This window comes from Lysinibacillus sp. FJAT-14745, assembly GCF_001275675.1.
Taxonomy (GTDB): domain Bacteria; phylum Bacillota; class Bacilli; order Bacillales_A; family Planococcaceae; genus Lysinibacillus.
Window position 1 is genome coordinate 456,836 of record NZ_LITM01000006.1, and the last position, 15,107, is coordinate 471,942.

Sequence of the window (15,107 nt, forward strand, 5' to 3'; positions counted from 1 at the left end):
AATAACTTTTTAATCGTTTCAATCGTCTTATGAATAGGGTGAGCTGCATAGGTACCCGAAAAAAGGCGTTTTGGGAGCCTTTGACAAATGAAAGTTGGCAAAATAGCTAACACGGTATTCAGGCTTGGGATACAATCGATCATTGTCATTTAAGAAGGGAGGTATTACGTGCTAATTAAATAATTGGTTTTCAGCATCTATTGCCAACGCGACCACAGTGGAATTTTATGAAGAAAAGGTGAAAAATTTTTTAGAAAGACATCAACCATATGCCGTTAATCCTAGCTACCAAAATGAAATCTTTATTCACAAAAACTAGTTGATTCCTACTATTTCCTGGAATAATCTATTATTCTATAATAAGAGTCGAATCCTATACTTTTATGGAAAAAACATATGAGAAAAGACATCTATGATGAAAAGGGCGGTGTAGAACAATGAAAAAACTTTTACCATATGCTATTATTTTGACTTTTTTAATCAGTTTTGTATTTGTAGGTAATACTTCTGCAAATGCTGAGGGTAAACCAGTAATTCAATCAGTAGCGAATGACACAACAGTTCATGTAGAACCTTCCGTAGAAAGTGCCGTAATCGGTCAAATAGTGAAGGGTAGTTATGTAACAGCTACACCAGTAAGTGAGGAATGGACTCGAATTAAAGTGCAACAGCTAGAGGGGTATGTAGAAACGGCAGCTTTAGTAAGCCTTACATCTGAAAAATATGTAGTGACGAAAAAAGATGGAACAACTTTATTTACATATCCTAGTCCAAGTGCACAAAAAGCGGGACAAATTAACGAAAACAGTATGATCTTTGTATATGGATCAGCACCTGGTGGTTGGTCATTTGTCCAATATGGTCATCAAACAGGCTATGTTGCAACGAATTCTTTAAAGAAACCTGTTGCGACAAAAAAACGAGTAAATGCTGCTAATGGCGCTGTGCTTCGTTTAACTGCTAGCCCAAGTGGCGAGGTTCTTGGTACACTTGCCAATAAAACAGTCGTTCAGCAATATACAATGCTATCAGGCTGGGCCTATGTAGAAGCAGGTGAACAAAAGGGCTATGTGAAAGCTTCAGAGCTAGCAAATATCCAAATAACTGATAACAAAGTATACAATAAAGGTGTACCAGTAGCGAAAGGGGAAAAAAAGCGTGTGGCTCTAACATTTGATGATGGGCCAGATGCAAAAGTTACCCCACAAGTTTTAGCGATTTTAAAGAAATATGATGCAAAGGCTACATTTTTTATGGTTGGGCAAAATGTCTCTAAAAATTCAGCTGTCGTAAAGCAAATTTATGAGGCTGGCCATGAAATAGGCAATCATACATGGGACCATGCAAAGTTAACAGCCTTATCGACAACAAATGTTAAACAAGAGGTTGATCGAACTAGCAATGCTATTTATGCAGCGATTGGTCAGTATCCAACGGTTTTCCGTCCACCATATGGTGCAACGAATGATAAAGTTCGTTCTGTCATGACGATACCTTCTATTCTATGGTCAATCGATACGCTAGATTGGAAGCACCGCAATGCTGATAAAATATTAACGTATGTGAAAGCATCAGCAAAAGATGGCAGCATTATTTTAATGCATGATATTCATCAAACGACGGCAAATGGTTTGGAAAACGTCATTCTATACTTGCAAAAGCAAGGCTACGAATTTGTAACTGTTAGTGAAATATTACAATAATCTATAAGCGAAAAAATAAGCCGAGCAATTGTCTAATTAAGACAATTGCTCGGCTTATTGATTATTTAAATAGATTGATTGTCGTAATAATAATTGGAATACCGAAGACGTCGATTAAAAACGCTCCAACAATTGGTACGACAAGAAATGCTTTTTTAGATGGACCGAAGCGATGGACAACTGCTGACATATTGGCCATTGCATTTGGCGTTGCCCCTAAACCGTGTCCGGCAAAACCGGCAACCATAACCGCAGCATCGTAATTTTTTCCAAGAATCTTAAACAATACAAAGATACTAAATAAGACAATGAAGAATACTTGAGCGAAAACAATGATGAATAGTGGAAGTGCTAAATCAGCAATTTCCCATAATTTAATACTCATGAGCGCCATTGAAAGGAAGACACCTAGTGTCACATCGCCGATTAAAGAAATGCTTTTCATGTTAATTGCTTCAGGTTTTACTTTATCCATAATATTACGCACTAGTACAGCTACAAACATTGAACCAACATAGCCAGGTAGTACGAAACCTGTCGCTTCTGAGAATAGTGTTCCAACATATGTACCTACAGCCATACAGAACGTAATTAATAATACTTGTGTAAAGAATGAATCGGATGTAATTTGTTCATTTTTATTTTCAAAATCAACTTCTTCAGTTTCTTGTTCATCTGGCGTTAAATTATATTTACCAACTAAGTACTTTACAATAGGACCACCGATTAAGCCACCAGCAACTAAACCACATGTAGCCGCAGCCGCACCGATTGTCATGGCAGAAGAAATACCTAAGTCTTCTAAAGTTTGTCCAAATGCTGCAGCGGCACCATGGCCACCTTCCATAGAAACAGCACCAGCCATCATACCGATTAATGGATGAATACCCATTAGCGATGCAAGAGATACACCAATAACATTTTGCATTAATGCTAGGAAACCACAAGCCAACCAATAAATAATTAATAATTTTCCACCAAGCTTCACAAGTTTAAAGCTTGCTCCTAAACCAATTGTTGTGAAGAAAGTAATCATAAATAAGCTTTGTAATGACGTATCAAGCGAAATTTCTAATACGCCAGTTGTCTTTAGAATAGTTGCCAATGCGGCGAATAGTAAGCCACCAACAACAGGTGCTGGTATACAAAAACGCTTTAAAAAACCGACTTTATTAATGAGCCAGCCGCCCAATGCGAATAGTGCAACTGCTAGAAATACTGTTGTAATTTGATTAATTTCGATCATGAACCATGTCTCCTCAGTAAGTGATTTAGTGCTTCATAAACAAAATAAGCACCTAGTTTAACTGTGCGCCCATTCTCATCCAGTGAAGGATTTACCTCACAAATATCAAAAGAATGTGTATTTGGGTGTGAAGTGACTTGTTGAAGTATCATGCGTACAGTTTTTGGATCTAGTCCAAACGGTGATGGAGCACTAACACCCGGTGCAAAAGCAGCATTTAGTACATCCATACAAAGCGTTAAGAGAATATAATCATGATTGTCCATAAATTGCTGAAGATCATGCATGATTTGCGTTTTATTTTCTGACGTCATATTTTCTTCTAACACATAATTCACATGCAACTCATTGGCTTTATCAAATAGTTCTTTTGTATTACCAAAACGTTGTATGCCTAAAACAAAGTAATCGGCATGTGCATCCTGTTCTAAAATTTGACGGAACATTGTACCAGACGATGGTTGCTCATCATATGGTCGTAAATCGAAATGAGCATCGATATTGACGATCCCGATTTTTGCATCTTTAGGTAATGCTGCACGAACGCCTAAATAATGTCCGTATAGTGTTTCATGTCCACCGCCAAGCACGACACATTGTATTTTTTTATTTAGCAATGTTTTGACAATTTCACCGAGCTCGCGCTGTGCTTCTTCTAAAGCGTGGTTAAGACAAAGAACGTTACCAACATCTATAATTTGCTGTTCGTCATTAAATGTCCAAGGTAAGCTAGATAATGCTTCACGCAGAGCATTAGGTGCACTTGCTGCCCCTACACGTCCCTGATTTCGACGTACACCTTCATCACATATAAAGCCCACAATTCCGGCAAGCTGATTATCTGAAGCGCTTACATCATTAATAGGAATTCGTTTCACTTTTTGATGTAAACGGAAGCTACTCGTATTAGTCGTTGAATCTATACGGCCTTTCCATTGTTTTTGATCTGTCATTGTATACATATCTTCATCAACTCCATTTCCAATATTATTCTAGTGAAAATATTGTTATGAATAAATTATATATTCACATAATTATTATTGCTAATATATAATTAATATTAATCTATAGTTTAAAACTATAAATGAGGAGGATGTTGTTGTGGATATTAAACAATTACAATATTTTTTAGCAGTTGTGGAGCAAATGAATTTCTCGAAGGCAGCTGAAAAACTGCATATTTCTCAGCCTTCTCTAAGTAATGCTATTAAAAAATTAGAGCAAGAAATTGGCTCACCATTACTTGAAAGGAATACAAGAAATCTTCAATTAACAGAGGCAGGCGAGCTTTTATATGAACGAGCAAAAGTTATTTTAAAAAACATGGAAGTTTTAAAAATAGAAATGGATGAGGTAATTGTACGTGGCACAAGTGAAATAACGATAGGCGTGATGGAATCGATTAAGCATTGGCTCCCAAAAGTCATTACGGAGTATAAAAAGGAATATCCACAAATGATGATTCATCTAGTAGATATTTTAGGAAGTAAGCGTGTCGAAAAATCACTCAAAGGCTATAAAACCCATTTAATAATTACAAATCAGATCATGGATGATGAAGAACTAGAAGTTAACTGTATATATGAAGAGCGACTTGTAGCCGTTTTACCATTAAATCACCCACTAGCGGAGAAGGAGAAACTGACGATCGCCGATTTAAGTGATGAGCCATTTATTATTAGTACAGAAGGCTTTCAAACGAGACATGACATTTTAGATGCATTTGCAAAGGCTGACAAAAACATTAATATCCAATTTGAAATTGAACGGTTTGAAACGGCTGTATCTCTCGTTCGTGAAAATTTAGGCGTTACCATTCTACCTGAAAATTATTTAAAAGGCCCTACAGCAAAAACTATTGTACAAAAAGAAGTAGATTGCCCCAATTTACGACGAAATGTTTATGTGGTGTACTTAAAAAATCGTCATTTACCTTTGGCTATTCACGAATTGCTTACTGATATTATGAAGATAGGCAAAACACTTTAGACTATAAAAAGCTTAAAGGACAACGGTTGAAAAAACTATCGTATTTTTGGGTTATGTTAAAAATCGAACTAAACATAAAATGATTGTAGAACGTTGCTTATTTTCAATAAACTCAACCTATCATAGTCTAAGGTTGTCCAAGTTTTCTACGTAAATTATCAATATACAAGAGTGGTGATAATTTGAGAAAAATAGGAATTGGTATTCTAATAGTTTGTCTATACTGTTTTCCTTTTGTTTATTTTTCGATGTACCAAGATTTTGCTAACCGATCAATAATCAGCTACTTAATGATGATTGTAATGACTTCACTTTTTGCTTTTCTTGGGAAATTTCTATGTAACTCAATTCCTTTTATTATCGGTAATATTGTATCAGCAGTTAGTTCCTTTTACTTTATCGGTAGGATGGAAGATACGCTAGGGATAGGGTGGGATGGTGGTTATTTTAAACCCTTTTCAGCTTCTCAACTATTAGTAATTGTAAGTGTCTTGAATTTAATTCCTCAGTTCCTCGCTATGATGTTAGCCAATGGACACAAAAATAACGTTAAAGATTAAATTGATTGAGTAGAGTAACTTCTTTGAATTAGAAGGTACTCTTTTTTATGCTACTAATCTTTTTTACCTAGTGTATCAATTTTAATGAAGTGGTTCGTCACCACACTTTATGTAAAAAACGCTATGCTGATTTGACGATACATATTATGGGAAAATAGTATTTAAACTTGTGTTTTTTTAACGTAATGAGATTTTTGATCCGCTCAAAACATTGCTTTAAGTATGAATTTTCTTTATAATTCAAATTTTCATTTAATAGACATTGATTTACAAGAAATATAGCGGTAACATTTAATGTAAGAATAAAATGAATATTCATTCATTTGTCATTTTGATGTTCAAACAAAGGGGGCTTTTTTATGAATTTTGCTTATAGTGAAAAAGTAGTCGACCTACAAGAAAAGCTGACAAATTTTATGGAGCAATACATTTATCCAAATGAGGCAGTGTTTGCTGCACAGGTAGAGGCAATGGAAGATCGTTGGGGAGCGATCCCACCAATTATGGAGGAATTAAAGCACAAGGCAAAAGAAGCGGGCTTGTGGAATTTATTTTTGCCAGATAGCGAATATGGTGCAGGTTTGACGAATTTAGAATATGCACCTTTATGTGAAATTATGGGACGCTCTTTACTGGCCCCTGAAGTGTTTAATTGCAATGCGCCAGATACAGGAAATATGGAGGTGCTTGTGCGTTACGGCTCAGAACAGCAGAAAAAACAATGGTTAGAACCGTTATTACGTGGAGAAATACGTTCCTGCTTTGCGATGACTGAGCCTGCAGTGGCGTCTAGTGATGCAACAAATATCGAGGCAAGTATTGAACGTGATGGCGATGATTATATTTTAAATGGACATAAGTGGTGGACGACAGGAGCTGGTGATCCTCGCTGTAAAATCGCTATTTTTATGGGGAAACATAAAGATTCTACAGCACCTATCCATGAGCAACAGTCGATGATTTTAGTGCCGATGGATACACCTGGAGTGAAAATAGAGCGTATGCTTACTGCATTTGGCTATGATCACGCACCAGAAGGACACGGTGAGGTGACGTTTACGAATGTTCGAGTACCTGTTGAAAATATATTGTGGGGAGAAGGCAAAGGCTTTGCGATTGCGCAAGGTCGTTTAGGGCCAGGTCGTATCCATCATTGTATGCGTCTTATTGGAGCCGCTGAACGTGCATTAGAGCAAATGTGTGTGCGTGTTCAGGAGCGTCACGCTTTCCATCGACCACTCGCAGACCAAGGTGTCATGCGTGAGCGTATTGCGGAGTCCCGTATAGATATTGAGCAGGCAAGACTATTAACGCTAAAGGCAGCGTACATGATGGACACAGTAGGGAATAAAGAGGCGAAGGCAGAAATTGCGATGATTAAAGTAGTGGCGCCGAATATGGCATTAAGAGTGATTGACCGAGCAATTCAAGCATTTGGTGCTGCTGGGGTAGGACCTGATACGACGCTTGCGGCACAATGGGCAAATTCTCGCACATTACGATTAGCTGATGGACCGGATGAAGTGCATCGTAACACGGTTGCCAAGTTGGAGCTGAAAAAGCATGCTAAAAAACAAGAGGAGCTGGTGAAATGACGGTCCTAGATTTGTTTAGCTTAAAAGGGAAAACCGCCATCGTAACAGGTGGAGGACGCGGTCTTGGCGCTCAAATTGCACAAGGCTTTGCCGAAGCAGGTGCCAACGTTGTACTTTGTTCAAGAAAGGTTGAGGCATGCGAAGAGGTAGCGGCTGAATTAACTGATTTAGGTGTACGAACATTAGCTCTTGCTTGCGACGTTACAAAGCCAGAGGATATAGCGAACGTAGTGGCAAAAACGCTTGAATCATTCGGCCAAATTGATATTTTAGTCAATAACAGTGGTGCGTCTTGGGGTACTCCAGCTGTTGAAATGCCGTATGAGGCTTGGCAAAAAGTCTTCGATGTTAACGTCAATGGTACATTTTTAATGAGCCAAGCTGTTGGCAAAATAATGCTCGAACAAAAGAGCGGAAAAATTATTAATATCGCCTCGGTTGCAGGGCTTGGTGGTACATTACCTGAATTCATGGATACAATTGGCTATAATGCAAGTAAAGGTGCGGTCATCACCTTAACAAAAGATTTAGCTGTAAAATGGGGACCATATGGCGTCAATGTAAATGCGATTGCCCCAGGGTTTTTCCCAACAAAAATGTCAAAAGTCTTAATTGAGCGCGGACAAGATTATTTAATGGGAGTGACGCCGTTAAAACGTTTAGGAACTGAAAATGACCTAAAAGGCGTTGCATTATTTTTAGCCGCGGCTGCCTCAGATTATATTACGGGGGACGTCATAGTTGTAGATGGCGGTATGAGTTCAATCATTTAACTTATTTCAGCAAAAGTCTTACACCTCTATAGGTGGTGAGATGAATGATGATTTAAGTTACTTTTCAGTGGGTGACCAAACACCTGCTGAAAGAAGTTAAAGCCTCCGGCGGATGTCACGTAAATCGGAAAGGAGTTCTTTGTGCAAGCACAAAGCCGATTCCGGACACAATTATGCCGAGGCATAATTGATAGGAGGGGTACAATGGATACGATACAAGTGAGGGCAAGTGAACGTATTGATGAAGTGAAATTACATTCATTTTTAAAGAGTCAATTTCCGGAGTTACCAGAGGGGAAACTAGAAATTTCACAGTTTAGTGCTGGACATTCAAATTTGACTTATTGCCTAAAAGTAGGCGGATTTGAAATTGTTCTTCGTCGACCTCCACATGGACCAGTCGCCAAAAAAGCGCATGACATGCAACGTGAGTTTACGATTTTATCTGCATTACATCCATTTTTAGCGGCAGTACCCAAACCTTATGTGTACGTTGAAGATCGAGAGATTATCGGCAGTGATTTCTTCCTAATGGAACGCAAAAAGGGTATCGTACTTGACACCCATTTCCCAGCTGGTACTGAAAATACGGAGGATTTAGCACGGCTCATATCAGAAAAGATGGTTGATTCACTTGTTGCTCTTCATGCAATACCATATAAGGAAACGAAGCTAAAGGATATGGTGAAGCCAGAAGGATTTATGGAACGGCAGGTACATGGATGGATTGAGCGCTATGACAAAGCGAAAACGGCAGAGCATGCTGAAGTAGCAGCATTGACAAAGTGGTTAAAGGATCATGTCCCTTCTAATCAAGAAGCAACCATTATTCATTATGATTACAAACTTAATAACGCCATGTTTACAAGCGATTACTCTGAGATGATTGGCCTTTTTGATTTGGAAATGACAACTGTAGGGGATCCATTAGCAGATTTAGGTGTAGCCATGAGCTACTGGATGCATGCAGATGACCCAAAAATGCTGCTATACGCATTTGGAGAACCACCAATAACGACTTTACCAGGGTTTTATACACGTCAGGAATTCATTAACCGCTATGCAGAGAAAAGCGGGCGTGATGTTTCTGCCATCGATTATTATATTACATTTGCCTACTTTAAATTAGCAGTAATTTGTCAGCAAATCTATTATCGATACGTGAATGGTCAAACAAAAGACGATCGTTTTGCACAAATGGATAAAATGGCAGCTGCACTAATTCATCAAGCTTCCAAGGCACTATAAACTATGGTATAAATGACGGTTGCTTGTAAAGCAGCCGTTATTTCATGTCGTTGATAGGTTTTGTAGCAATCCCACATTTTTTCTCAACTCTTTCCTCTCTATATAAGGGAGAAATCAGTGAGGCAAAATTAGATTGTCACGGAAACTATGATTACTATATATTTTCCAGTGATGGTACAAACCTTTTTATTGAACATATAAGCCATTATCCAGATGGTATATTTAAATATCAATTTAAGCTGAAAGAGTATATCGAAGCTATTTCTACAGAATTTTTAAAATATCTGCAACAACTTGAAAAGAAAGGAATATTACCTTTAAAAACTCAAGAATTTGCTCATCCATTAGGTGATGTTGTATTAAATGCTTTTAATGATTTTTCATCACATATAAGCCGTTAATTTTATAAAACTATTACTAACGTGGGCAAGAGTTTAAGATCGAGCTACTGAAGTCAAAGGTAGCTTTTCTTATTGAGCTAATAGGTTCAACAAATACCCTCGTATTCTAGTGAAATAAGAGTTAATAATGAAGACCAACAGGAGGTAGATCATGAACGAGAACGAATTTTATGTTTATCATATCGTTACTAGGAATAAAATGAGCACCGGGCAGATCATTAACTTTGACAAGAACCAGAAGAATACCTTATATAGCTTCTTTTTTGAAAGGGAACAATTGAACTCTAAAGGTGAAGACTTTATTAAGATTTTATATGATCATTATACAAATGAGGGCTTGAACATTAGTAAAGAGAATGCCGAAGTAGCTATTAAGTATGTAGGACAAACAATCAGAGCTATTAGAGAAATGGTAGTAGAAATGATTAGACTACAAGAACATCCTGAATATCCTTCAAGATTGTCTTGCTTATACGCTGCTAAAAGCTATGAAGACGCTTTGAAATGGAAAGAAATATTTGATTCATACAATCGTAATGTTTTGCAGATTGTTAAACTTCGAGTTATTGGGAATTATTTTGAAGGTGATGCAAACCTTTTACCCAAGGAGGATGGGGTTCCTTTCTCTCAAAAAATTGAACAAGCTAGAGAATATTGGAAAGGTAATGTTAAAAACGAGCTTACTGAACTTTTGATAAACGGAAAAATTGAAGTGGTAGAAATTACTGATGAATACTCATCTTAAATTCTGGAAAGTCGTTAAAAATGATGTGATATATATGTGATTTGTTCAACGGTTGCGATTGTTCAATAAGAACTGTCTTCTTGTGCTAACGAAATAGGTTAGTTAAATAAGAATTAGAAATAAAAAAACTACAGTATATTGAAAAAACTACCTTTTAGTGTAAAATTACACTAAAAGGTAGTTTTTCTTTATCGGGGGTATATATAAATTGAAGAGGTTTATTATAAGCATTTTATCTTTATTTCCAGTTCCTTTCTTATTTCATTTTTACGAATATAATAGTCATCTTGCTAGGCAACAAGCTGATTTTTTGTTTCCGGTATTTCTAGTGTCCATAATTGTTGTAGGTATATCATCGAGAAACATTAAATTTCCTTTGTTCTTAGGCTTGAATTTTATTATGACCGTTATTTCTTTAATATTTGGCTGTTCTTTTATAGTTGATGATGGAGGTTGGTTTAAACCTTTTGGCAGAGATGCCGCCATTATATTTGTTTCAATTATTTATATTTTAGGGCAATTGATTATAAGAGTATTTAGCAAGCAAGGTCATACTAACAGCCAAAGTAATAAGTAAATATGAAACGAAAATAATAGTTCTTCGTTAGGATGGATTGCTTTTTCATAGGCCGCTAACGGAGTAGTAGTTCTGGAGATATAAACTGTTTAATTTTGCTAAATCAATAAAGTTTGTGAAAGAATGTACTTAAATTAGCGAGTGCTTTAAATAAGATCATTGAGTTGCATTGGTAGCTCTTGTGAGGAACTGGGAATCATAGACAGTAAAGTAGAGTTGGAACTTGATGTAACGACATTTGAAATAAATATTCTTTCTAGGATTTACAAATAATAAAAGCCATAGTTTAATTTACAAGTACCTATCCTCTAGTTTTTTGCTGTGTTGAACCCTATTCTTTATAGAAGCAACAATCTTTGAGAAAACAGCCAATAATTAAAAAAAGCATTCAGGGAACAGTTCAGCCTTGAATGCTTTTTCATTTCTATTATTTAGAATGGATTTCCTGTACATGTCCAATCTGTCGATCTGTAAGCCTGACTTTAATTCAGTGGGGAAGAGTGCCTAATTTGGTGAAAATATCTTAAATGATATCTCTGGTAATATGTCTTCCCGATATTGTCCGTAAATTAGACACCCATTTTTCTACGGGTATTGCTTGTTTTTTTCGTTTGCTGGCTTTTCATTTTTTTTGTTGAAAGGTCGGCTTTCTTTTTTCCTTTATTAGAAGAGGATTGGTTCTTTTTGTTTTCAAGCTGCTGTTTCACTGCCTCTTGTAGGCTGATTTTTTTTTTGGGTACTTCAGAATGATTATTCTCGGTCATTGGAAATGCTCCTTTTTGAATATGATAGTTAGTCTAGTATAATCTATTTTCTATCATTTGTGAAACTTTCCACTTTAACTTACAACAATTGAAGACGCTTTTTTACTAATGGTACATGATAACTCAATAAAAAGCATCTTGGTATTCATTAATAGGATACTATTTTTGACAAATCTAATTGTGCTAACAGGGGCTTTCATGCAATAAGGATTTTAAAAATAATCCAGCTTTAAGAAGTTAATTTACCACATTCAAATAAGAGCTTGTTTTGATCAAATTCTTTTCAAAACATGCTCTTTAGATTTGTTCTCTATTAAAGTTAATATCGTTGATTTAACCAAAATTTGGTTTGAATCGTCTTGGGCCAACACTATGTTGCCCCAAAGAGTCGCTCAGTCTCCACTTAACCACTGAGCATTTTTTTATTGTTAAAACCACAGATTATCCGACATTAAATATTGTATTTTAAGATATATTCTCGCACCCAATTTATTTTTTATGAAAAATATTCCCGTGAAAAAATTAAGAGAGAGCGAATGCATGTTCTTATTTTATCATGTTGATCGTATTTAACAAGTATTTTGGGTGAAAAGCGGGGATAATATCTTCAGGAACAATAATTATTTATTGTTTTACGATAAATAATTATTGACTTGGAATGAATGACAAGCTATTATGTCATTAGCAAGTTATGAAAGAGGTGCTTTATGAAACAAAAGGAATTATCAAGATGGTTAAAATTGATAATTATATTTTGTGCTTTATTTGGTTTATTGTTCTGTGTTTATGTTGGACCACAAACAGGGAAGGAAGTCTTACTGGATTCAGAAGGACTACTAGCGCTGTATAAACCATTTATTGCATTTATTTGGATAACGGGGATTCCATTTTTTATAGCATTAGCTTTAGGCTGGAAAATATGTACGGATATTGGCTCCAATCAAGATTTTACGGTCGAGAATGCGGATAGATTAAAAATAATAAGTGTGTTAGCCATGATCGAAGGTGTTTTATATGTAGCTGCGTTACTTTATATTTTTGCAATTGGTAGTTACCACACGGATGTCCTAGTAATTATGTTACTTATTTTATTCTTTGCAATCGTGATCTCTGTCTTTACTTCAATGCTTTCTTATTTAGTAAGAAAAGCAAGTGAGATAAAGCAAGATAATGATTTAACGATTTGAGGTGTGTAAACGATGGTTATCATTGTAAATCTCGATGTCATGCTGGCTAAAAGAAAAATGAGTGTTACAGAATTATCGGAAAAACTAGGCATTACAATGGCGAATGTTTCTATCTTGAAAAACGGAAAGGCAAAAGCCGTTAAATTTTCTACGTTAGAAAAAATATGCGAAGTTTTAGACTGCCAACCTGGTGACATTTTGGAATACAGAAAAAATGAAAATAATGAATAATGGGGAAGAATGATGAAAAAATATATGCTTGCAACTTTACCGATTTTAATAGGAGTTTTATGTTTATTTATGAAGGGAATTATTGGTGATGAAATATTGCCAGATGGAACACTCGTGGAAAGAAACTTCTTCTTAATTCCTTTAAGTTATTTATTTTTCTTTAGCGGTATAATTTCAATATTATTTGTTGCAATTTTTTCTACTGTTAAAAAGACAAACATAGTTAAGTAATATGAAAAGATCAGGTTCACAATCGGAAGCCTGATCTTTTCTTGTGTTATTCCCAAGTTTGATCTAGCTTATCACTGTAAAACTTAATGGCTTTGCTATAATCTTTTATCCCTTCATATTGAGTAGTGTGAATTACTGTATTTAATAAAGTTTCCATAGCCTTTGAATGTTCACTGAGATTATAGAGAGTCATCGCATAAAAAACCTTTACATGTTCGGCTTCTGGAAACTCACTTAAAGCTTGTTCAAGAATACGTTTCGACTGTTCATATTGTCCTAAAGTACGATAGGTGCTACCTAACCCTACATAAGCATCTACTAAAAATTCGGGTTTAAGCCCTAATTGAATTGCTTTTTCATAGTGAGGGACAGCCTCTTGTTCTTTTCCTAATGAATCATATGTCCATGCACATTGAAATTGGTAGTATCCATTTTCAGGCTGTTCTTGAACTAGTGCTACCATTAATTGATTTGCTTCTTCCAATCGACCATTCTCTCTTAGTGTAATAATGTGTTGTAATCGTTTATCCATTTTCTTGTATCTTCTCACTTTCTATTTTTCTTAATATTTAATAATTTTAAACTTTTGAATTAATACTGTATACTTGGTTCTAATTTTAATGAAAAATATAGGGTAATATCTGTACGAAAGCGACAACAGCGAAGCGGCTCTACGCCCATCCACAGCGGAAAGCACTATTTTGAAATTATAAAATAATAATAGAGGTAGAGGTGAATTAGAATGCTTGAGCGTTCTATGGAAAAAACACGGGAATGTAAAAAAGAAAGGGAGTGATAGAAAGAAGAGCAAATTTGATAGCTCTTCTATATAAAAAGAAAAGAGGCCGAATATAATGAATAATTATCAAAGCATCTTTAGTGAAGGATATAATTTAAAATATTGTGTGAAGGGACAAGGTAAGCCGATATTGGTAGTGGGTAGCAGTGTATATTATCCACGCTTGTTCTCGGAAAATTTATATAAACATTTTCAATTTATCTTCTTAGATCATAGAGGGTTTGTGAAGCCACCACGTTCTTTAAAAAAAGAAGATTATACTTTGGATAAAATTGTTGAGGATATCGAAACAGCAAGACAATTGTTAAAACTTGATGATTTTATCATTTTAGGACATTCTGGACATGCATTTATGGCTTTGGCATATGCCGAAAAATATCCTCAATATGTTCAGAAGGTCATTTTATTAAATTCAGCACCGACAAACAGTCAGGAGAGACAGCAACAAAGTTTTTCATTTTTTAATGAGACTGCCAGTGCTGAACGAACAAAGCAATTTGAGCACGATATTGCTTTCTTAGAGGATGATATTCACAATGATCCAGAAAGACGTTTTGTGCATATGTGTATTCGCATGGGAGCGCATAGCTTTTATGATTATACGTTCGATGCTGCTTATATGTGGGATGGCGTCTATACCAATATGGAAGTAATTGATTACCTTTGGGGTGTAGCTTTTGCTGAACGCAATCTACTCCGATCTATGGCACACCTAGATAAACCTATTTTTGTAGGGTTAGGAAAGTATGATTATTTAGTCGCTCCTGTTTCACTCTGGGATGTAATTGATTATTCATCTAAAAATGTGAAGAAGGTCATTTTTGAAAAAAGTGGCCATAATCCGATGTTTGAAGAACCGGATATTTTTGATAGGGAATTAATAAATTGGATTAACGCATAGAAAAGAATAAATGCCCAGTACTCTTGTGGCTTTGTACTAAAGTTTGATCAAAATCCTATATTAAATATAATGTACCCTATAAGATAGACACTTAAAAAAAGTCGCTCTTATAGGGTGATTTTTTACAAGGAATATAACAACTAAATGGAGCGGAACT

At 35.8% G+C, this 15,107-nt stretch carries 17 protein-coding genes; 13 read left to right on the forward strand and 4 right to left on the reverse strand.

The window, feature by feature from the left end:
* Positions 1-437: 437 nt before the first annotated feature.
* Positions 438-1,703: a polysaccharide deacetylase family protein gene (locus tag AMS59_RS12185; protein ID WP_053484008.1), complete on the forward strand. Its 1,266-nt coding sequence runs from the start codon at positions 438-440 to the stop codon at positions 1,701-1,703.
* A gap of 61 nt (positions 1,704-1,764) precedes the next feature.
* On the opposite strand, the gene gltS is transcribed toward AMS59_RS12185, so the two are convergent.
* Together gltS and hutG are read right to left on the reverse strand one after the other, a co-directional pair.
* A complete protein-coding gene (gltS, locus tag AMS59_RS12190; RefSeq protein WP_053484009.1) occupies positions 1,765-2,949 on the reverse strand; it encodes a sodium/glutamate symporter in 1,185 nt (394 codons plus the stop codon).
* Complete coding sequence (gene hutG, locus AMS59_RS12195) at positions 2,946-3,911, reverse strand: formimidoylglutamase (RefSeq protein ID WP_053484010.1); 966 nt, start codon at positions 3,909-3,911, stop codon at positions 2,946-2,948. Before hutG ends, gltS begins: the two co-directional genes overlap by 4 nt.
* Before the next feature lie 139 nt (positions 3,912-4,050).
* On the opposite strand from hutG, the gene AMS59_RS12200 reads away from it, so the two are divergent.
* The 8 genes from AMS59_RS12200 (at position 4,051) to AMS59_RS25840 (ending at position 10,837) form a co-directional block, all read left to right on the forward strand.
* Entirely contained in the window at positions 4,051-4,938 is an 888-nt protein-coding gene (locus AMS59_RS12200) for a LysR family transcriptional regulator (protein WP_053484011.1), read from the forward strand.
* Between the two features lie 302 nt (positions 4,939-5,240).
* On the forward strand, positions 5,241-5,498 hold the full coding sequence (locus tag AMS59_RS12205) for a hypothetical protein (RefSeq protein WP_234007753.1): 258 nt from the start codon (positions 5,241-5,243) through the stop codon (positions 5,496-5,498).
* Positions 5,499-5,857: 359 nt separating this feature from the next.
* On the forward strand, positions 5,858-7,093 hold the full coding sequence (locus AMS59_RS12210) for an acyl-CoA dehydrogenase family protein (RefSeq protein WP_053484013.1): 1,236 nt from the start codon (positions 5,858-5,860) through the stop codon (positions 7,091-7,093).
* Positions 7,090-7,866: an SDR family oxidoreductase gene (locus AMS59_RS12215; RefSeq protein ID WP_053484014.1), complete on the forward strand. Its 777-nt coding sequence runs from the start codon at positions 7,090-7,092 to the stop codon at positions 7,864-7,866. The genes AMS59_RS12210 and AMS59_RS12215 overlap by 4 nt, the downstream gene beginning before the upstream one ends.
* 204 nt (positions 7,867-8,070) lie before the next feature.
* Positions 8,071-9,114, forward strand: coding sequence for a phosphotransferase family protein (locus tag AMS59_RS12220; protein WP_053484015.1), 1,044 nt, complete (start codon positions 8,071-8,073; stop codon positions 9,112-9,114).
* A gap of 44 nt (positions 9,115-9,158) precedes the next feature.
* A complete protein-coding gene (locus tag AMS59_RS12225) occupies positions 9,159-9,515 on the forward strand; it encodes a hypothetical protein (protein ID WP_199777735.1) in 357 nt (118 codons plus the stop codon).
* Positions 9,516-9,666: 151 nt separating this feature from the next.
* The gene (locus AMS59_RS12230; protein ID WP_053484016.1) at positions 9,667-10,260 is read left to right on the forward strand and encodes a DUF2441 domain-containing protein; all 594 of its coding nucleotides are present in this window, start codon (positions 9,667-9,669) and stop codon (positions 10,258-10,260) included.
* A gap of 208 nt (positions 10,261-10,468) precedes the next feature.
* Positions 10,469-10,837, forward strand: coding sequence for a hypothetical protein (locus tag AMS59_RS25840; RefSeq protein WP_199777736.1), 369 nt, complete (start codon positions 10,469-10,471; stop codon positions 10,835-10,837).
* Positions 10,838-11,406: 569 nt separating this feature from the next.
* On the opposite strand, the gene AMS59_RS12240 is transcribed toward AMS59_RS25840, so the two are convergent.
* A complete protein-coding gene (locus AMS59_RS12240; RefSeq protein WP_053484017.1) occupies positions 11,407-11,601 on the reverse strand; it encodes a hypothetical protein in 195 nt (64 codons plus the stop codon).
* A gap of 707 nt (positions 11,602-12,308) precedes the next feature.
* Between AMS59_RS12240 and AMS59_RS12245 the strand changes: the two genes are divergently transcribed.
* From AMS59_RS12245 to AMS59_RS12255, 3 genes are read left to right on the forward strand one after another with little or no spacing between them, the layout of a single operon-like run.
* Entirely contained in the window at positions 12,309-12,788 is a 480-nt protein-coding gene (locus AMS59_RS12245) for a DUF2975 domain-containing protein (protein WP_053484018.1), read from the forward strand.
* Positions 12,789-12,800: 12 nt separating this feature from the next.
* Positions 12,801-13,019 (forward strand): helix-turn-helix transcriptional regulator, encoded by a 219-nt coding sequence (locus AMS59_RS12250; protein WP_053484019.1) that lies wholly within the window; start codon positions 12,801-12,803, stop codon positions 13,017-13,019.
* Positions 13,020-13,028: 9 nt separating this feature from the next.
* Positions 13,029-13,250 carry a DUF3955 domain-containing protein gene (locus AMS59_RS12255; protein WP_053484020.1) on the forward strand — a complete coding sequence of 74 codons (222 nt, stop codon included), beginning with the start codon at positions 13,029-13,031 and terminating at the stop codon, positions 13,248-13,250.
* Positions 13,251-13,296: 46 nt separating this feature from the next.
* On the opposite strand, the gene AMS59_RS12260 is transcribed toward AMS59_RS12255, so the two are convergent.
* Positions 13,297-13,782 carry a tetratricopeptide repeat protein gene (locus AMS59_RS12260; protein ID WP_053484021.1) on the reverse strand — a complete coding sequence of 162 codons (486 nt, stop codon included), beginning with the start codon at positions 13,780-13,782 and terminating at the stop codon, positions 13,297-13,299.
* A gap of 322 nt (positions 13,783-14,104) precedes the next feature.
* On the opposite strand from AMS59_RS12260, the gene AMS59_RS12265 reads away from it, so the two are divergent.
* The gene (locus AMS59_RS12265; RefSeq protein ID WP_053484022.1) at positions 14,105-14,950 is read left to right on the forward strand and encodes an alpha/beta fold hydrolase; all 846 of its coding nucleotides are present in this window, start codon (positions 14,105-14,107) and stop codon (positions 14,948-14,950) included.
* Positions 14,951-15,107 lie beyond the last annotated feature (157 nt).